Origin of the sequence: Nocardia otitidiscaviarum NBRC 14405 (assembly GCF_000308635.1) — a bacterium.
Classification (GTDB): Bacteria; Actinomycetota; Actinomycetes; order Mycobacteriales; family Mycobacteriaceae; genus Nocardia; species Nocardia otitidiscaviarum.
The window spans coordinates 81,409-99,376 of record NZ_BAGD01000100.1 but is presented as its reverse complement, the minus strand read 5'-3'; the positions used below and the strand labels follow the sequence as shown (position 1 = coordinate 99,376).

Annotated in this window: 14 protein-coding genes and 1 pseudogene; 11 read left to right on the top strand and 4 right to left on the bottom strand. The window is 69.1% G+C overall.

Annotation, left to right across the window (positions count from 1 at the left end; all coding sequences use genetic code 11):
• Both ON31_RS22695 and ON31_RS22690 read left to right on the top strand, forming a co-directional pair.
• Positions 1-742 (top strand): glycosyltransferase family 2 protein (locus ON31_RS22695; protein WP_039816590.1); only part of this gene is annotated, 742 nt, incomplete at its 5' end.
• A 142-nt stretch (positions 743-884) separates the two neighbouring features.
• Entirely contained in the window at positions 885-1,112 is a 228-nt protein-coding gene (locus tag ON31_RS22690; protein ID WP_029931622.1) for a DUF3107 domain-containing protein, read from the top strand.
• Between the two features lie 69 nt (positions 1,113-1,181).
• Here ON31_RS22690 and fasR read toward each other — a convergent pair whose 3' ends face one another.
• Positions 1,182-1,847 (bottom strand): HTH-type transcriptional activator FasR, encoded by a 666-nt coding sequence (gene fasR / locus ON31_RS22685; protein ID WP_039816589.1) that lies wholly within the window; start codon positions 1,845-1,847, stop codon positions 1,182-1,184.
• Positions 1,848-2,102: 255 nt separating this feature from the next.
• Between fasR and ON31_RS22680 the strand changes: the two genes are divergently transcribed.
• Complete coding sequence (locus tag ON31_RS22680) at positions 2,103-3,248, top strand: DUF3152 domain-containing protein (protein WP_039816588.1); 1,146 nt, start codon at positions 2,103-2,105, stop codon at positions 3,246-3,248.
• Positions 3,249-3,355: 107 nt separating this feature from the next.
• Positions 3,356-4,540, top strand: coding sequence for an adenylyltransferase/sulfurtransferase MoeZ (gene moeZ, locus ON31_RS22675; protein WP_039816586.1), 1,185 nt, complete (start codon positions 3,356-3,358; stop codon positions 4,538-4,540).
• Positions 4,541-4,583: 43 nt separating this feature from the next.
• Here moeZ and ON31_RS22670 read toward each other — a convergent pair whose 3' ends face one another.
• Positions 4,584-5,381 (bottom strand): histone deacetylase, encoded by a 798-nt coding sequence (locus ON31_RS22670; RefSeq protein ID WP_174385115.1) that lies wholly within the window; start codon positions 5,379-5,381, stop codon positions 4,584-4,586.
• A gap of 175 nt (positions 5,382-5,556) precedes the next feature.
• On the opposite strand from ON31_RS22670, the gene ON31_RS22665 reads away from it, so the two are divergent.
• Complete coding sequence (locus tag ON31_RS22665) at positions 5,557-6,408, top strand: TIGR02569 family protein (protein WP_039816634.1); 852 nt, start codon at positions 5,557-5,559, stop codon at positions 6,406-6,408.
• Positions 6,409-6,579: 171 nt separating this feature from the next.
• On the opposite strand, the gene ON31_RS22660 is transcribed toward ON31_RS22665, so the two are convergent.
• Both ON31_RS22660 and ON31_RS22655 read right to left on the bottom strand, forming a co-directional pair.
• The gene (locus ON31_RS22660) at positions 6,580-8,061 is read right to left on the bottom strand and encodes an MFS transporter (protein WP_039816584.1); all 1,482 of its coding nucleotides are present in this window, start codon (positions 8,059-8,061) and stop codon (positions 6,580-6,582) included.
• 188 nt (positions 8,062-8,249) lie between these two features.
• Positions 8,250-8,921 (bottom strand): FadR/GntR family transcriptional regulator, encoded by a 672-nt coding sequence (locus ON31_RS22655; protein ID WP_029931630.1) that lies wholly within the window; start codon positions 8,919-8,921, stop codon positions 8,250-8,252.
• Between the two features lie 65 nt (positions 8,922-8,986).
• Here ON31_RS22655 and ON31_RS22650 point away from each other — a divergent pair, with 65 nt between their 5' ends.
• The 6 genes and pseudogenes from ON31_RS22650 (at position 8,987) to ON31_RS22625 (ending at position 17,923) form a co-directional block, all read left to right on the top strand.
• Positions 8,987-10,249 carry a CynX/NimT family MFS transporter gene (locus ON31_RS22650; RefSeq protein WP_051037625.1) on the top strand — a complete coding sequence of 421 codons (1,263 nt, stop codon included), beginning with the start codon at positions 8,987-8,989 and terminating at the stop codon, positions 10,247-10,249.
• A gap of 256 nt (positions 10,250-10,505) precedes the next feature.
• Positions 10,506-11,975: a nitrate/nitrite transporter gene (locus ON31_RS22645; protein ID WP_085996471.1), complete on the top strand. Its 1,470-nt coding sequence runs from the start codon at positions 10,506-10,508 to the stop codon at positions 11,973-11,975.
• Positions 11,976-12,007: 32 nt separating this feature from the next.
• Positions 12,008-14,551: a nitrite reductase large subunit NirB gene (gene nirB / locus ON31_RS22640; RefSeq protein WP_039816581.1), complete on the top strand. Its 2,544-nt coding sequence runs from the start codon at positions 12,008-12,010 to the stop codon at positions 14,549-14,551.
• Positions 14,552-14,616: 65 nt separating this feature from the next.
• Complete coding sequence (nirD, locus tag ON31_RS22635; protein WP_039816579.1) at positions 14,617-15,015, top strand: nitrite reductase small subunit NirD; 399 nt, start codon at positions 14,617-14,619, stop codon at positions 15,013-15,015.
• Positions 15,012-16,157 (top strand): annotated as a pseudogene (locus ON31_RS22630) (uroporphyrinogen-III synthase); the annotation flags it as partial. The gene nirD and the pseudogene ON31_RS22630, both read left to right, overlap by 4 nt.
• Before the next feature lie 1,022 nt (positions 16,158-17,179).
• Positions 17,180-17,923, top strand: coding sequence for a sirohydrochlorin chelatase (locus ON31_RS22625; RefSeq protein ID WP_081592662.1), 744 nt, complete (start codon positions 17,180-17,182; stop codon positions 17,921-17,923).
• Positions 17,924-17,968: the final 45 nt, after the last annotated feature.

The window sequence follows — 17,968 nt, the reverse complement described above, 5'->3', positions numbered from 1 at the left end:
CGGCCTGCGCGCGCACATCGCGAATCATCCGGTGCGCGAACGGCTCACTGTGCGCTATATCGACAGCTCCGCCACCGCGGGTGCACCGTTCGCCCGCAACAACGCGGCGGCGGTCGCCGCGGGCGACTTCCTGGTGTTCATCGACCAGGACGACCGTGTATACCCCCATTGGCTGAGCGCACTGGTCCGGGCCGCCGCGGAGTACGACGCGGTGGGCGGGGCGATCGAGTCGGATACGCTCAACGACCGCGCGTCCGCCACCTGGCGGCCGGTGCCCGCACCCGCCGAGGGCTTCGCCACCCACTGGCTGCCGTTCGCGAATGGGAACAATACGGCCTACTGGCGCACGGCCTTCGAGAAGATCGGCGGGTACGACGAGGCTCTGATCACCGGTGGCGACGACGTCGACATCACGTGGCGGGTGCAGCAGGCCGGGCTGTCGTTCGGGCACGCGCCGGACGCGCTGATCGCCTACCGCCTGCGCACGGAGTGGCGGGCCGCGTGGCGACAGTGTGTCGGCTACGGATACGGCTACGCCGAGGTGTGCGTCAAGCATCGGCCCCTCGGCTGTCCGCGGATTCCGATGCGCGCCGCCCTGACCTCGCTCGTGGTGGCGGTGCTGTGCCATCCGCTGAACCCGTTCACCCGCCGTCTGGTCCCGCCCGGGCTGTGGATCATGCACACCGCCGGTCTGGTCGGTCGGCTGCGCGCGAATCTGCGCTACCGGACCTATACCGGCTGAGCGGGGAACCGGGTCCCGAGCGGGGCCGGTCGCGGTGGCGCGCACTGTTCGCTGTCAGCGCAGGGCGGTCGCTGACGGACCCGCCGCGCCCTGCATTAGCCTGGTCGGAGACAGCACAGGACACTACGTTCGGAGGTTGGCCGTGGAGGTCAAGATCGGTATTTCGGATAGCCCGCGTGAACTGGTGATCGCCAGCTCGCAGACCCCCGAAGAGGTCGAGGCGCTGGTGACCGGTGCGCTGCAGGGCGACGGCGGCGTGGTCGCGCTGGTCGACGAGAAGGGCCGCAAGTACCTGATCCAGGCCGCGAAGGTCGCCTACGTCGAGATCGGCACCTCCACCAGCGGCCGCGTCGGCTTCGCCGCCGTGTGAGAACCCTGAAACGACGAGTGCCCCGTTGAATCGCTCAACGGGGCACTCGTTTTCGTCGGGGGGAGATCGTCAGTCGATGGGGTGGAGTGGGACGTGCTTGAGGCCGCCCCAGCAGAGTGCGACGGTGGTGTCGACCGCTTCCTCTTTGGGGATGGGCCGGTCCGCCTCCAGCCAGTAGCGGGCGCTGAACTGGCTCGCGCCGACCAGGCCGACCGCCAGTACGCGGGCGCGGTAGGGGTCCAGTCCGGAATCGTGGGCGACCAGGTCGAACACCGCGTCCACACAGGCCTCGGTGGCCTGCTCGACCCGCCGCTGCACCTGCGGTTCGTTGGTGAGGTCGGATTCGAAGACCAGTCGGAAGCCCTGCGTCTCGTGGTCGACGAAGTCGAAGTACGCCTGGACGGCCGCCTTCACCCGCTGCTTGTTGTCGGTGGTGGAGCGCAGCGCCTGCCGCACGCTCGACACCAGGGCGTCCACATAGTTCTGCAGGACCGCCAGATACAGCTCCAGCTTGGATGAGAAGTGCTGGTACAGCACGGGTTTGCTGACGCCCGCGCATTGCGAGATCTCATCCATGCCCGCGGCGTGATAGCCGCGCAGCACGAAGACCTCACTGGCGGCGGCGAGTAGCTGAGCGCGGCGGGCGTCACGGGGCAGGCGGGTTCCGCGCTTACTCGGCGCCATGGCCTCGGACGAACTGCGGCGCGCAGTCATCCGGTCCACGAGGTCTGTCATTATCCGATCTCCCAGTTGATTCCCGGACGTGGAGGATGTGCGCCGGGTATCCATCGAACGATACTCGCACGGGACACCGCGGGCGATCCTGGTTCCGATTTTTGGTGTGCTGGATGTTGTCGCGCGTCACAGTATGTAAGAACGACTACCGCTTTGTGAGATCCGCCGCAATGTTCGGGTGAGATATATCGCAGCGTCACCGGGGGCCGCGCGGCCCGTCCGGCCGGGTTGCGTCACTGTGAGACGCTGGAGTGCGTGACCGACCATGGGGGCAGATATTCCGGCGGGCGCGATTCACGCCGCCCCCTGGGAACTGCCACGCCGCGCGCTCTCGGCGGCTCGAAACGCAAAGGCAAACCGACCGGGCCGGTTTATGACCCGCTGGGGCTCTACACCGACGCGGGCAGCGTCGCCGCGCGCACCGACGACGGTGCGGGGCCGCAGCTCCCGCATCCACATCAGCCGCTACGGGCCCGCTGGGATCCGACCGCGCCGCCCGAGGACACCCGCAATCGCTCCCGACCGCAGCGTGAGACCAAGAAACAGAGCGCGCTGGGGCGATTCGTCTCCACCTACGGCTGGCGTGCCTACGCCTTGCCGGTGCTGTTGTTCGTCACGATTCTGGTGGTCTGGGACGCGGTGCGCGGCGGCGGACAGAGTGCCGGGTCGGCGCCCGGTTTCGGGCGATTGAGCGAGCGCTCCGAAGAAACGGGAATTTACGGCGCACCGCCCAAAGGTGACGGCAAATTCGCCGCCGACCTGCCCACCGGCGCATTGCCCGACGGCGGCCCCTATGCGGTGACCGGTGCGGGCACCTGGCATGTGGTTCCGGGCACCACACAGCAGGTCGGCACCGGCACCGAACGGGTATTCACCTACACCGTCGAAATCGAGGACGGAATGGACACCTCCGGAATCGGGGGCGACGCATCGGTGGCCGCGATGGTGGAGGCCACCCTCGCCAATCCCAAGAGCTGGACCCACGATCCGCGGTTCGGCTTCCGCCGCGTCGATTCCGGAGAACCGGATTTCCGCATATCGCTCACCTCCCGCGAAACCACCCGCACCGCATGCGGATTCGAGATCCCCATCGATTCCTCCTGTTACAACTCCGATCTGGGCCGGGTGGTGCTGTCGGAGGTGCGCTGGGTGCGCGGCGCGCTGTCCTACGAGGGCGATATCGGCTCGTATCGGCAGTACCTGGTCAACCACGAGGTCGGCCACGCCATCGGCTACCACGAGCATCAGCCGTGTGAGTCCGACGGCGGCCTGGCCCCGGTGATGATGCAGCAGACCTTCGGCACCAAGAACAACGAGATCGCCGCGCTCGATCCGCACGGGGTGGTGCCCATGGACGGCAAGAAGTGCCGCTTCAACCCCTGGCCGTATCCGCGCGGCTGACGCCGCCTAGGCTGGGGAAGAACGCCCCGGTCCGCCGTGTTGCACTACGGTGTGCTGCCGTGTCGCGGCAGGCGTGATCGGTGAATTCGATTCGAGGAGTCCAGGACGTGTCATCCACCAAGTCCCTGCCGCCGCTCGTCGAGCCGGCCGCGGAGCTGACCCGGGACGAGGTCGCCCGCTACAGCCGCCACCTGATCATCCCGGATCTGGGCGTGGACGGGCAGAAACGCTTGAAGAACGCCAAGGTGCTGGTGATCGGTGCGGGCGGGCTCGGCTCCCCGGCGCTGCTGTACCTCGCCGCCGCGGGTGTGGGCACCCTCGGCATCGTGGAGTTCGACGAGGTCGATGCCTCCAACCTGCAACGGCAGATCATCCACGGTGAGTCCGATATCGGCCGGTCCAAGGCCGATTCGGCGCGTGACTCCATTCTGGAGATCAACTCGGGCATCACGGTGAATCTGCACAAGATCCGCCTCGAACCCGAGAACGCGATCGAACTGTTCCGCGACTACGACCTGATCGTGGACGGCACCGACAACTTCGCCACCCGCTACCTGGTCAACGATGCCGCCGTGCTGGCCGGGAAGCCCTACGTGTGGGGTTCGATCTACCGCTTCGAGGGCCAGGTATCGGTCTTCTGGGAGGACGCCCCCGACGGGCGCGGCATCAACTACCGCGACCTGTACCCGGAAGCGCCGCCGCCGGGCATGGTGCCCTCCTGCGCCGAGGGCGGTGTGCTGGGCGTGCTGTGCGCCTCCATCGGGTCGATCATGGTCACCGAGGCCATCAAGCTGCTGACCGGTATGGGCGATCCGCTGCTGGGCCGCCTCATGGTCTACGACGCACTGGATATGACCTACCGGACCATCAAGCTGCGCCGCGACCCGGACCGGCAGCCGATCACCGAGCTCATCGACTACGACGCCTTCTGCGGTGTGGTGTCGGAGGAGGGCCAGGCGGCGGCGATCGGTTCCACCGTCACCGCCCGCGAACTCAAGGACATGCTGGACGCGGGCAAGCCCGTCGCCGTCGTCGACGTCCGTGAGCCGGTGGAGTGGGACATCGTCCGCATCGAGGGCGCGACCCTCGTCCCCAAGGACCGCATCCTCTCCGGCGAGGCCCTCGCCGAACTCCCGCAGAACACCCCCATCACCCTCTACTGCAAGACCGGCATCCGCTCCGCCGAAGCCCTCGCCGCTCTGAAGAACGCGGGCTTCTCCGACGCCACCCACCTCCAGGGCGGCATCGTCGCCTGGGCCAACCAGGTCGACACCTCCCTCCCGGTGTACTGACCCGCCCGCCCGGCCCGCCGAACCCCGCAGACCCCTGCGGCGATCAGTCCGGGCCGGGCGCCCGCAGGGCGGCTGTGCGCCGAGTGACGATTCCCAGGGCGGTCGTGATCACCGTGTCCAGGTCCGTGTGGTTCCAGTGGTCCCGAATGCCCGGCAGTTCGGCGGTGTACGCGCGGACGCGGTGGTGGGGCCAGCCGTGGGTTTCGTGCAGGCCTGTCGCGATCAGGCCCAGGTAGCGCGCGCTGGGCGGGCGCAGCTCGATCGTGGGCGGGGTCCAGGGGGCCGTACAGGTAAGGATCGGGTGGCCGTCGAGGTCGCCGACACGGACCAGGGTTTCGTAGCGGCCGGGGCCGAGAGTGTCGCGGCCGTCGCGCAGCACCCGCGCCAGATCCAGCTCCGCGCGCGCGGATCGGTGCATCTCCTGCTCGACCAGATCCGCGAACTGGCCCGCCGTGAGCAGATAACCGCGCGCGGCGGCCTGCCCGGGCCAGCCCGCGCAGCGCTCGGGCGCGTAGAACGCCATCCCGCCGCCCCACACCCGCGACTCACCGCTGAAGTAGACGCACCCGGGCAGCGTCAGCGGTGCGCTGCGCACCGGCGGCCGCCGATTCCGGAAGCCCGAGTACACCCGGGTGGTGCCGTCCGGCGTTCCGCCCTCGAGGTAATAGCGAAACCGCGCGGTCAGCAGATTCGATCCGTAGGCGGCGTACCAGACCAGGCTGTCACCGTCCGAACCGATGTCGTGGCCGTTCGCGGGCCGGGCGGCGGCTGTGGTCGCCCGGTGGTCGCCGTATCGTCCGTTGCGCACCTGCGTTCCCGTCTGCCGATCGTGCGCGAGCATCCTCCATCCTGCGGTCTCCAGCGGTTCGGCGCTATCCGGGCCGGTAGCGGGCGCTGACCGCGCAATGGCGGACATTGCGGTCACAGTGCGATTGCGTGCCGGTTCCGACCGGGCGGTGTGTCCGGTGTGGCTCCGATTTTCGGTTCCATTGCGCGGGTACGGTACGCGCGTGACCATGACTGCTGTGGAACCTCCCGAGCATGTGCGCGCCACCTTCGGGCTGCGCGAGGTGATGCCGGTTCCGCTGGGGACCTGGGACGGCGGCTGGCGCTGCGCGGATGTGGTGCTGAGTCCGGTGACCGATCACGCGCGGGCGGCCTGGAGCGCGAAGGTGCGGGAGGGGCTGCGCGTGGACGGGCTGCGCCTGGCGCGGCCGGTGCGCGCCACCGATGGCCGCTACGTCGTCTCCGGATGGCGCGCGGACACCTTCCTGGACGGGGTGCCCGAACCGCGGCACGACGAGGTGGTGTCGGTCTCGCTGCGACTACATCAGGCGACCGCGCAATTGGAGCGCCCGCGTTTCCTGGCGCAGCCTCCGATCGCGCCCTGGGTGGACGTGGACGTCTTCGTGGCCGCCGACCGCGCCGCCTGGGAGGCGGTGCCGCTGCGCAGCCTGAAGATCGGCGGCATGCTGCCCGCCACCTCCCCGGACGGGGAGCGCAGCCTGGAGTTGATCGGCCAGCTGGCCACCCTCCGCAAGCCGGTGACCGCGGCGCCGCAGCTGGTGCACGGCGACCTGTTCGGCACCGTGCTGTTCTCCGGTTCCTTCGCGCCGGGTCTGACCGACATCACGCCCTACTGGCGACCCCCGTCCTGGGCGGCCGCCGTCATCGTGGTGGACGCGCTGTCCTGGGGTGGAGCGGACGACGGCCTGCTGGAACGCTGGTCGAGCCTGCCCGAATGGCCGCAGATGCTGGTCCGCGCGGTCATGTTCCGCCTCGCGGTGCACGCCCTGCACCCGCGCTCCACCCCGGAGGCCTTCCCGGGCCTGAACCGCACCGCCGACATGATCCGCCTGCTGCTCTGAGCCGTCGCACAGCGGGTTTCACCGGACACCGCGACGCCCGCCCCGCCGGTGTCGACGGGACGGGCATCGCGAATCACGGGGCGATGGCGGCCACGAGGGGGAGGCGACGGTCGCCACCGCGCCCGGATATGTGATACGGACGCACTTCGTATCACACGCTGGGACAGGCGACTACACGCTCGCGTAGGCCAGGGAGGGCACCCGGCTCACCGCGAAGGATGACCGCAGGTAGAACCACCAGGTCACCCCGGCCATGACCAGGAAGGCCACCGCGTAACCCCAGAAGGCGGGCGCCATGGTGCCGAAGTTGGTGTTCGACAGGCGCAGCGCCTGCTGGAGCAGCCAGCCGCCGCCCGCGCCGACCGCACCGATCACGCCGATGGCCGCGCCGGCCTGTCGCTTGGCGGAGGCGAGCGCCACGGCCGTGTCCTGGCCGTGTTCGCTGGCGTAGCGGCGGGCCTGGGCACCGAAGATGGACGGGATCATGCGGTAGGTGGAGCCGTTGCCGATACCGGTGAGCACGAACAGCAGCAGGAACGAGGCCAGGTACAGCGGGAAGCTCTTGGCCGACAGCGACAGCATGATGAGCGCGGTGGCCACGGCCATACCGGTGAAGACGAAGGTGGTGATGCGGGCACCGCTGCCGACCTTGTCGGAGATCCAGCCGCCGAAGGGCCTGCTGAAGGAACCGACGAAGGCGCCGAGGAAGGCGAGGTTGCCCAGGGTGCTCATCCAGCCGATTCCGGCCAGGTGTGGGAAATTCGCCTTGAGCAGCGTGGGGAAGGCGAAGGAGAAGCCGATGAACGAGCCGAAGGTGCCGATGTAGAGGAAGGCCATCACCCAGGTGTGCCGGTTGGTGAGGGCGATCCGGTAGGAGCTGCCGTCGGACTTCGCGCCGGAGATCGAGTCCATGTAGCGCATCGCGGCGAACATGGCGGCGAGGATGAACGGAACCCACATGAGTACGGCGAGGGTGATACCGAAGCGGTAACCGGCCGGGTCCTTGGCCAGCAGATGGGTGCCCAGCGTGATGACCAGCGGCACCAGCAGTTGGGTCTGCGCGACGCCCATATTGCCGCCCGCGGCATTGATGCCCAGCGCCGCGCCCTTCTTGCCCTCGGGGAAGAAGAAGTTGATATTGGCCATCGAGCTGGAGAAGTTGCCGCCGCCGACACCGGCCAGCGCCGCCAGCACCATGAACACCCACATGGGTGTATCGGGCTGGTTGATGAAGAAGGCGACGCCCAGCGTGGGCAGCAGCAGCATGGCCGCGCTGAACATGGTGAAGGCGCGCCCGCCGAACTTGGGGATGGCGAAGGTGTAGGGCACCCGGAGTGCCGCGCCCACCAGGGTGGGGGTGGAGGTCAGCAGCAGCGCGTTGCTGACCGCGACGGGATTGCCTTTGCCGAGTCCTTCGAGGAAGCCGAATCCGGCCGCGCCCATGGCGGTGACAATGCTGCCCCAGATCACCCAGACGCTGAATCCGAGATTCTCCGCGAATACCGAGAAGATCAGATTTTTCCGGGCGGTCTGTTTGCCGCCCTTCTCCCAAAATTCTGTATTGTCCGGATCCCAATGATCGAGCCAACGGCCTCGCTTCTGATACTGGAAAGTGGTCGTTTCCGGCGTTTCCGGCGCGGCTGTGGATGTCATGGACGCATTCCTCTCGAGATGTGACCAGCCCTCATCGGGAACTCCGGATACCTGGAAGAAAATCGGCCCGGAAAGGTTCCTCGCGGTCGCATCCACCGTACGAATCGCCCGTTACAACGACGTCGCTTTCGATGACAACCGGAGTAATTCCGGCTCACTTCTCGCACATCGCAGTGGTGACCTGTCGGTTACCTGGCGTCGGGGTACTCCGCGAGCAGGGTCGACAGGAAGCAGTCCGCCGCGGCGGCGGCGCGGTCCGGATCGCCCGCGATCACGGCCTCCACCAGCTCGACGTGCTCGGCCTCGAAGGAGCCGCCGGATTTGGCCGTCCGGGAGCGGATTCCGGCCTCGATGACCGGGAGCAGGGAATCGTAGAACTCCAGGTATACGGCATTGTGGCTGGCCGCGACGATGGCGCGGTGCAGCTGTAGATCGGCCTCGATGGCGACGGGATTGTCGTCGTCCCAGGACAGTCGGCGTTCCTCCAGTAGCCGTCGCAGGTCGGCGATATCGGCCTCGTCGCGGCGTTTGGCGGCCAGCGCGGCCGCGGTGGTGTCCAGGGCGCGGCGCAGCTCGAGGATGTCGCGTTCCTGGGCGTCGGCGAAGTACTGGTTGAGCGTCGCGCCGAGGTTCGAGGTGGAGATGACATAGGTCCCGGAGCCTTGGCGGCGCTCCAGCATGCCCGCGTGCACGAGCGCCTGGACGGCCTCGCGCACAGTATTGCGGCCGGTTCCGGTGAGCTCGGTGAGCTCCGGTTCGGTGGGGATGCGGGAGCCGACGGGCCAACGGCCGGAACGGATTTCGGCACGAAGCTGCTCGGTCACCTGGGCGATGAGGCTCGTGCGCCGGACTGGTTGCACGCATGACAGCGTACCGTGCCTCACATTCGTTGCATCACATCATCGGGTCATCCTATGATTTCTCGGTGACTGCGACCCTGGATGAGACGACCCTCGAGGTCAAAGACCGACCGACAATCGACCGCATCGCCAAGCGCCACCTCACCGAGGGGCGCTTGCTCGTGCTGGCGGCCATTGTCATGTCGGCGCTCACGCTGCGGGTCGCCGTCACCGCCTTCACGCCGCTGGCCACCCAGATCGGGGAGGACATCGGCTATTCGACGGCGATCATCGGCGTCTTCGGCATGATCCCGACCGCCATGTTCGCCGTCGCCGGACTGCTGACCCCGGTGCTGGTGCGCCGCTTCGGCCTGGAGAGCACCGCGCTCATCGCCATGCTCATGACCGGCGTCGGCTCGGCCATTCGCGCGCTGGTGCCGCAGACCTGGGAGCTGCTGGCCTTCTCCGCGCTGGCGCTGACCGGGATGGGCATCGGCAATGTGGTGATTCCGCCGCTGGTCAAGCGCTACTTCCCGGATCGGCTGGCGCTGCTGTCCTCGGTCTACATCGTCATGGTGCAGCTGGGCACGGTGATTCCGGCGCTGGTCGCGGTCCCGGTGGCCGAGGCGCACGGCTGGCGCATCTCGCTGGGCCTGTGGGCGCTGCTCGGCTTCGCCGCAGCGCTGCCCTGGCTCGGGGTACTGCGTGACCGGCGCGGCCACGCCAAGGCCGATGTCACCGCCCTGCCGACCACCGCGCAACCCGACGGCAAGGTGTGGCGCTCACCGGTGGCCTGGGGTATGGCGTTCATGTTCGGCATGACCTCGCTGATCACCTATTCGGTGTTCACCTGGCTGCCGACCATCCTGCACGACGCCGGGGCCAGCCTGGCCTACGGCGGCAGCATGGTGGGTATCTTCGCCCTCATCGGCCTGGTGGCGGCGCTGGGCGCGCCGCTGGTGGTGGGCCGGGTGGCGAATCCCTTCCCGGTCGCCGTCGCCTGCGCGCTGTGCTACTTCGTCGGTTTCGCCGGTCTGCTGATCGCGCCCATGACCGCCACACTGGTGTGGGTGCTGCTGCTGGGCCTGGGCCCGTCGACCTTCCCGATGGCGCTGACCCTGATCAATATGCGCACCCGCACCGCCGCCGGTTCGGCCTCGCTGTCGGGGTTCACCCAGGGCGTCGGCTACACCGTGGCATGCGTCGGCCCGGTGGTCTTCGGCCTGCTGCATTCGGCGACCGGGGGCTGGAAGATTCCGTTCGCCATGCTGTCGGTCGCGGTGTTCGTCATGCTGGCCGGTGCCTGGCACGCCTGCAAGCCGCGCATGCTCGAAGACAGCTGGAATTGATTCACCGTTCGAGTTGCCGACTCGTGAGGTATCGGAGATGCTGGTGACGGCCATCTCACCTCACGGTCGGCCATTCGGGATTTCTGCGTTCTGTGACACGCGGAAACCGTTGTGTCACATGGACGAAACATAGCGGTAGTTCTCACGGCCGAATCCGGAGAATCGTGAGCAACCGTTGATTCTCCGGTCATTTGGCGCAGCATTCGCGCAATACCGGTTTCCTACCTTGGGGCCTATCCAGATTTCAGGAGGCCCCTTGTTCCGCACGTTGACGCGCAATCACGACATCGAGCACTGGGATGCCGAGGACGTCGCCGCTTGGGAGGCAGGCGGCAAGGACATCGCCAAGCGCAATCTGATCTGGTCGGTCTTCGCCGAGCACATCGGGTTCTCGGTGTGGTCGATCTGGTCGGTCATGGTCCTGTTCATGCCGACCGAGCAGTTCGGCATCGACACCGCCGGCAAGTTCTTCCTCGGTGCGGTCCCCACGCTGGTGGGCGGCATCATGCGCATCCCGTACACCGTCGCCACCGCGAAGTTCGGCGGGCGCAACTGGACCATCTTCAGCGCGCTGGCGCTGCTGGTGCCGCTGCTGCTGACCCTGTACTTCATCAACCAGCCCGGCACCTCGTACACCACGTTCCTGATCGTGGCGGCGTTCGCGGGCCTGGGCGGCGGCAACTTCTCGTCGTCGATGTCGAATATCAACGTCTTCTACCCGCAGCGACTCAAGGGCTGGGCGCTGGGTATGAACGCGGGCGGCGGCAATATCGGTGTGCCGGTGATCCAGGTGATCGGTCTGGCGGTCATCGCGACCCTGGGCAACGCCTACGGCAATGCCTCGGTGGTCTGCGCGGTGTACCTGATCGCGGTCGTGGTGGCGGCGCTGGGCGCCGCGCTCTACATGGACAACGTGAAGAACCAGAAGGCCGACATGTCCTTCATGATCACGGCGCTCAAGGTGCCGCAGTCGTGGGCCATCGCCTTCCTCTACATCGGCACCTTCGGCTCGTTCATCGGCTACAGCTTCGCCTTCGCGCAGGTGCTCCAGATCAACTTCAAGGCGGGCGGGTCCACCCCCGCGCAGGCCGCGCTGCATGCCGCGTCCATCGCCTTCATCGGTCCGCTGCTGGGTTCGCTGGCCCGCCCCTACGGCGGCAAGTGGGCCGACCGCATCGGCGGCAGCCGGGTCACCCTGTACATGTTCGGCGCGATGACGGCCGCGACCGTGGTGGTGGCGAGTTCCAGTGCCATCGGCGACGGCGCGGGCGGCCTGACCGGCGGCGTGCTCGGGGCCATGATCTTCGGCTTCGTGGCGCTGTTCATCATCTCGGGTCTGGCCAACGGCGCGGTCACCAAGATCATCCCGTCGGTGTTCGAGGCGAAGTCGCGCAGCCTGCCCGGTGACGCGAAATCCCGCACGCAGTGGGCGCAGAACACCTCGGGCGCGCTCATCGGCTTCGTCGGCGCGATCGGCACGCTCGGCGGCGTCGGCATCAACTTGGCGCTGCGCTCCTCGTACGCGGCCACCAACTCCGCCACCACCGCGTTCTGGGCGTTCATGGTCTTCTACGTGGTGTGCGCGGCGGTCTGCTGGGCCGTCTTCCTGCGCCGTCCGACCTCCGGCCGCGGCGGCGATGTGGTCGCCGAGGCCGAGGCGCTGGTGCTGAAAGCCGAATCCGAATCCGCCACCACCGCTTCCACGTCCACGTCGGCGCGAGCCTGACCGGAAACCACCCACCGAAAGGACAGACTGTCATGACGCACACAGTCGAACGCAAGACCGCGGTGGTCGTCGGCCACGGCATGGTCGGACACCGCTTCGTGGAGGCCCTGCGCTCCCGCGACGAGGCCGGGACCTGGCAGGTCATCGTGCTCAGCGAGGAAGCGCTGCCCGCCTACGACCGCGTCGGTCTGTCCTCCTACGTGGGCAGCTGGCAGGCGGAGGGACTCGCGCTACCCGGCAACACCTACGACGGTGACGTGCTGGTCGATCTGCGCCTGGGGGTGCGCGCCGACACCATCGACCGCGATGCCCGCAAGGTGGTCACCTCCACCGGCGACGTGATCGCCTACGACGCGCTGGTGCTCGCGACCGGTTCCTACGCCTTCGTGCCGCCGGTGCCGGGCCACGATCGCCCGGAGTGCTTCGTCTACCGCACCATCGAGGATCTGGACGGTATCCGCGCCGCGGCCGAGGCCGCCGGTCCGGGTGCGGTCGGCGTGGTGGTCGGCGGTGGTCTGCTCGGTCTGGAGGCCGCGAACGCGTTGCGGCTCATGGGCATGACCCCGCACGTGGTCGAGTTCGCCCCCCGGCTGATGCCGGTGCAGGTGGACGAGGGCGGCGGCGCGATCCTGGAACGCCTGGTCACCGATCTCGGCCTGCACGTGCACACCGGTGTCGGCACCGCCTCCATCGCGGAGGCGGAAGACGGTGCCGGTCTGAAGGTCACGCTGTCGGACGACTCCGTCATCGACGCCTCCCTGGTGGTGTTCTCCGCCGGTATCCGGCCCCGCGACCAGATCGCCCGCGACGCCGGGCTGGAGGTCGGCCCGCGCGGCGGTGTGATCACCGACCTGGGTCTGCGCACCTCCGATCCGCACATCTACGCCGTCGGCGAGGTCGCCGCCGTGGAGGGCGTCTGCTACGGCCTGGTGGCTCCCGGCTACACCACCGCCGAGATCGTGGCGGACCGGCTGCTCGGCGGTGCGGGCGAGTTCCCGGGCGCCGACCTGTCCACCAAGTTGAAGCTGCTCGGCGTGGACGTGGCCAGCTTCGGTGACGCCTTCGGCACCACCGAGGGCGCGCTGTCGGTGGTGCTGCACGACGCGGCCAAGGGCACCTACGCCAAACTCGTCGTCTCCGACGACGCCAAGACCCTGCTCGGCGGCATCCTGGTCGGTGACGCGTCGGCGTACGCGGCGCTGCGCCCGCTGGTCGGCAGCCCGCTGCCCGCCGATCCGGCCGCGCTGATCTCCCCGGCCGGTGCGGAATTGGGTGCCGACGCGCTGCCCGACGACGCCCAGATCTGCTCCTGCAACAACGTGTCCAAGGGTGCGATCTGCGGCGCGATCGCCGAGGGCGCCTGCGACGTGCCCGCCATCAAGAGCTGCACCAATGCCGGAACCTCTTGCGGCGGTTGCGTTCCCATGCTCAAGAAGTTGCTGGAGCAGTCGGGCGTGGAGGTGTCGAAGTCGCTGTGCGAGCACTTCACGCAGTCGCGTGCGGAGCTGTTCCACATCGTGCAGTCCACCGGTATCCGCAAGTTCTCGGAGCTGATCGCCAAGCACGGCACCGGCACCGGCTGCGATATCTGCAAGCCGACCGTCGCCTCCATCCTGGCATCCACCTCGAGCGATCACATTCTCGACGGCGAGCAGGCCGCGCTGCAGGACACCAACGACCACTTCCTGGCCAATCTCCAGAAGAACGGCACCTACTCGGTGGTGCCGCGCATGCCCGGCGGTGAGGTGACCGCCGAGCAGCTCATCACCATCGGCGAGGTGGCCAAGGAATTCGGCCTCTACGTCAAGGTCACCGGCGGCCAGCGCATCGACCTGTTCGGCGCGCGCGTGGAGCAGCTGCCGCTGATCTGGAAGCGGCTGGTCGACGCGGGCATGGAGTCCGGTCACGCCTACGGCAAGTCGCTGCGCACCGTGAAGTCCTGTGTCGGCTCCACCTGGTGCCGCTACGGTCAGCAGGATTCGGTGGGCATGGCGGTGCTGCTGGAGAAGCGCTACCGCGGTCTGCGCTCCCCGCACAAGCTGAAGCTGGCCGTCTCCGGCTGCGCCCGCGAGTGCGCGGAGGCGCGCGGCAAGGACGTCGGCGTCATCGCCACCGAGCACGGCTGGAACCTGTACGTGGGCGGCAACGGCGGTCTCACGCCCAAGCACGCGGTGCTGCTGGCGGGCGACCTCGACGACGAGACCCTGATCAAGTACATCGACCGCTACCTCATGTTCTACATCCGCACCGCGGACCGGTTGCAGCGCACCGCGCCGTGGCAGGAAGCCCTGGAGGGTGGGATCGACTACCTGAAGCAGGTCATCTGCGAGGACAGCCTGGGCATCGCCGACGACCTGGAGGCCGCCATGGCCGCCCATGTCGCCGGATACCGCGACGAGTGGGCCGCGGTGCTCGACGACGAGGAGAAGCTGTCGCGCTTCGTGTCCTTCGTCAACGCCCCGGACGAGGCCGATCCGACCATCTCCTTCGACGACAGCGGCGAGCGGAAGGTGCCCGTCCTGCTGGGTATGCCGGAGATCGCGCCGGAATCTTCGACCGCCACGTCGGGGAAATGACTGCTTAACCGCATGGAAACAGGACGCCGGTACCAATGGGTAAGGCGTTCGGAGGAGAGTTACCGATGACCGTGATCGACACACCCAGCTCAGCAGTCACCACCACCATTGCCGGTTGGACGCAGGCGTGCCGACTGGATTACCTCATCCCCGGCCGCGGCGTGGCGGTTCTGTTGAAGGGTGGCCGACAGGCGGCCCTGTTCCTACTGCCCGACGGCTCGCTGTACGCGGTGGGCAATATCGACCCCTTCGGCCGCGCGGCGGTCATGTCCCGCGGCATCGTCGGTGACCGCGGTGGCGTGCCGGTGGTGGCGTCGCCGCTGCTCAAGCAGGCGTTCTCGCTGATCGACGGGCGCTGCCTGGACGACGGGTCGGTATCGCTGCCGGTGTACGCGGTGCGGGTGGCCGAGGGTGTGGTCGCGGTGTCGAACGAGCCGCTGGACATTCCCGGTGGTACCGCATGACCGAGCTCGATTCACCTACCCCGCTGGCCGGGTTCACCATCGGCATCACCGCCGCGCGACGGTCCGAGGAACTCGCCACCCTGCTCCAGCGTCGGGGCGCGAATATCGTTACCGCACCGGCGATTCGAATTATTCCGCTGTCGGACGACACCGAACTGGAGCGGGTGACGCGCCAGCTGGTGGCCGAGCCGCCGCAGATCGCGGTGGCGACCACCGGCATCGGCTTCCGGGGCTGGATGGAGGCCGCCGAGGGCTGGGGTCTGGCCGAGGAACTGCGCGAGACGCTCTCGGCCACCCGCATGCTGGCGCGCGGACCCAAGGCCAAGGGCGCGATTCGCGCCGCGGAGCTGCGGGAGGAGTGGTCGCCGGCGTCGGAGTCCTCGGCCGAGGTGCTGGATCACCTGCTCGCCCAGGGCGTCGAGGGGGTGCGCATCGCGGTGCAGTTGCACGGTGCGACCACCGAATGGGAGCCGGTGCCGGACTTCTGCGAGGTGCTGCGCATGGCCGGGGCCGATGTGGTGCCGGTGCCCGTCTACCGGTGGATTCCGCCGGAGGACCGCACCCCCATGGACCGGCTCATCGAGGCGATCGTCACCTCCGGCCTGGACTGCGTGACCTTCACCAGTGCGCCCGCCGTGGCGTCGCTGCTCATGCGCGCCAAGGAGACCGGACTGCTCGAGGCGGTGCTGCACGCGCTGCGCGGGCGGGTGCTGGCCGCCTGTGTCGGACCGATCACCGCCGCGCCGCTGGAGGAGCTGGGCGTGCCCACCTCCATGCCCGGTCGCGCCCGTCTGGGCGCGCTGGCCCGGCATGTGGCCGAGGAACTTCCCCGGCGCGCCAATCGAATTCAGGCCGGTGGCCACAATCTGAGCGTGCGCGGCGGCTGCGTGGTGGTGGACGGCCAGGTGCGCCAGCTCGCCCCCGCCCCGATGGCGCTCATGCGCGCGCTGGCCCGCCAGCCCGGACGCGTCGTCTCCCGCGAGGACCTGCTCGCGGCCCTGCCCGGCGGCGGTGAGGACACCCACGCCGTGGAGACCGCCATCGCCCGCCTGCGCGCGGGCCTGGGCACCCCGAAAGCCATTCAGACCGTGGTGAAACGCGGCTACCGCCTGGCTCTGGACCCCACCGAGAGCTACGACAACCCGCGCCCGGCCACCTCGGCCCCCCGCCAGCCCTACCCGGGCCGCGGCACGAATCCCGGTGCGCGCCCGGTCTTCCCGCCCCGTGCTCCGGGACCGGACCAATCCTCCGCGTCGGCCAGCTTCCGCCAAGCCCACTCCGTCACCGCCCACACGGAATTCCCCGCCGCCCCGGCTCCGGTCCGACCCGTGCGTGTCGCCGATTCTGCTGTCGCACCGGCTTCGTCCGGGTCGGTCCGCCCAGCGGTTCCCCAGGCTCGTCCGGTGGATGCCCAGGCGGCGGGCCGACCGGTGCCGGCTGCGGATTCGCCAGTCGCCCCGGCTTCCTCGCGCTCGGCGCGCGCCGCGAATACTCGGACTGCCCAGGCAGTGCGTGCCGTGGATGCGGCTGCCACATCGGCGTCGTCGGATTCGGCCCGCCCCGCGGATACTCAGGCTCGTTCGGTCGATCCTTCAGCGGCATCCCGTGCGCTGCGGCCCGCAGGTCGTCCGACCGTGCCGGCCCAAGGGAATCCGCCGGTCACGGGTTCCGGTGTGCCGGTCCGCCCCACCCGCCCCGCACCCAGTCTGGGGGCGTGGTGAACACCCCGGCCCTGGTGCTGGTGGCCCACGGCACCCGCAGTACCAAGGGCGTCCAGATGATCGCCTCCCTGGCGGAGGCCGTGGCGCGCGAACTCGGCGCGCCCCCCGAGACCGGTGCCGGTGCCGTTTTCGGGGCAGCACCGGCACCGCTGACCGAAACCACCGCCGCCGCGGCGCGTTCCACTCACCCGGCACGGGTCACCGCGCCGGGCGTGGGCACGGTGCAGCGCGGGGTCGCCGTGCCGGGGGGTTCGGTGGTGCGAGGCGCGTCGGCGCACGATCCGGACACCTGCGGCCGAGCCGCCTTCGGTGCGGTGGTCGGCGACCCGGTGGTCGGCGACTCGGTGATCGGTGGCGCAGCGGTAGGCGACGGAGCCGACGGCGACCGGACGGGTTACCTCGACTTCGATCGGGTGGGCCACGGGGTGGGCCCGGTCGCCGCCATGGCCCACGACTCGACGGTTCCCGACGTGGTGCGCGGGGCCGCGCCGACCGGTGCGTCCGCCGCATCGCGTGCGGGTGGCGCGCCGTCGTGCGGCTGCGGAGCGCGGAGTGCGGCGCCGGTTCGGTTCGGCGTCGAGGCGCCGCGGGTGCGGACGGCGTTCGTGGATGTGCTCGGGCCGTCTCCGGCCGAGGTGTTGCGGGATCTGGATTCGGTTCCCGCCGTGGTGGTTCCGGCGTTCCTGGCGTCGGGGTACCACGTGTATCAGGATGTGCCGCGAGAGGTGGCCGCGAGTGCGCACGACGCGGTCGCGGTCACCCACGCGATGGGTCCGGATCCGGCGCTGGCGGCGATCATGCGGATGCGGCTGCGGGCGGCCGGGTGGCGGCCGGGTGACGCGGTGGTCTTCGCGGCCGCCGGTTCGTCGGACGCCCGCGCCCGTCAGGATGTGCGGCGCGCCGCGGGGCTGCTCGCGGAGCAGATCGGCAGCCCGGTCCGCACGGCCTACATCGCCACGGGCGCGCCCCGGGTGCCGGAGGTGGTCGCACAGGTCCGCGAGTCCGGTGCGCGCCGCGTCTTCATCGCCTCCTACCTGCTGGCCCACGGCCTGTTCCACCAGCGCCTGCACGAGTGCGGCGCGGACGGCGTGGCCGACCCGATCGGCGTCCACCCGGCCGTGGTTCGCCTCATCGCCGACCGCTACCGCGCCGCGGCCCGCACCCTCACCGCCGCCCGCGTGGCCTGATCCGGCGATCCACCAGCAAATCCGGCATATTCCTGGCATCCTGGA

Bases quoted from the DNA above. Each gene is read 5' to 3' on its own strand.
- fasR (WP_039816589.1), bottom strand. From the start codon at position 1,847: ATGACAGACCTCGTGGACCGGATGACTGCGCGCCGCAGTTCGTCCGAG.
- ON31_RS22670 (WP_174385115.1), bottom strand. From the start codon at position 5,381: ATGCTCGCGCACGATCGGCAGACGGGAACGCAGGTGCGCAACGGACGA.
- ON31_RS22665 (WP_039816634.1), top strand. From the start codon at position 5,557: ATGACTGCTGTGGAACCTCCCGAGCATGTGCGCGCCACCTTCGGGCTG.
- ON31_RS22660 (WP_039816584.1), bottom strand. From the start codon at position 8,061: ATGACATCCACAGCCGCGCCGGAAACGCCGGAAACGACCACTTTCCAG.
- nirB (WP_039816581.1), top strand. From the start codon at position 12,008: ATGACGCACACAGTCGAACGCAAGACCGCGGTGGTCGTCGGCCACGGC.
- nirD (WP_039816579.1), top strand. From the start codon at position 14,617: ATGACCGTGATCGACACACCCAGCTCAGCAGTCACCACCACCATTGCC.
- ON31_RS22625 (WP_081592662.1), top strand. From the start codon at position 17,180: ATGGCCCACGACTCGACGGTTCCCGACGTGGTGCGCGGGGCCGCGCCG.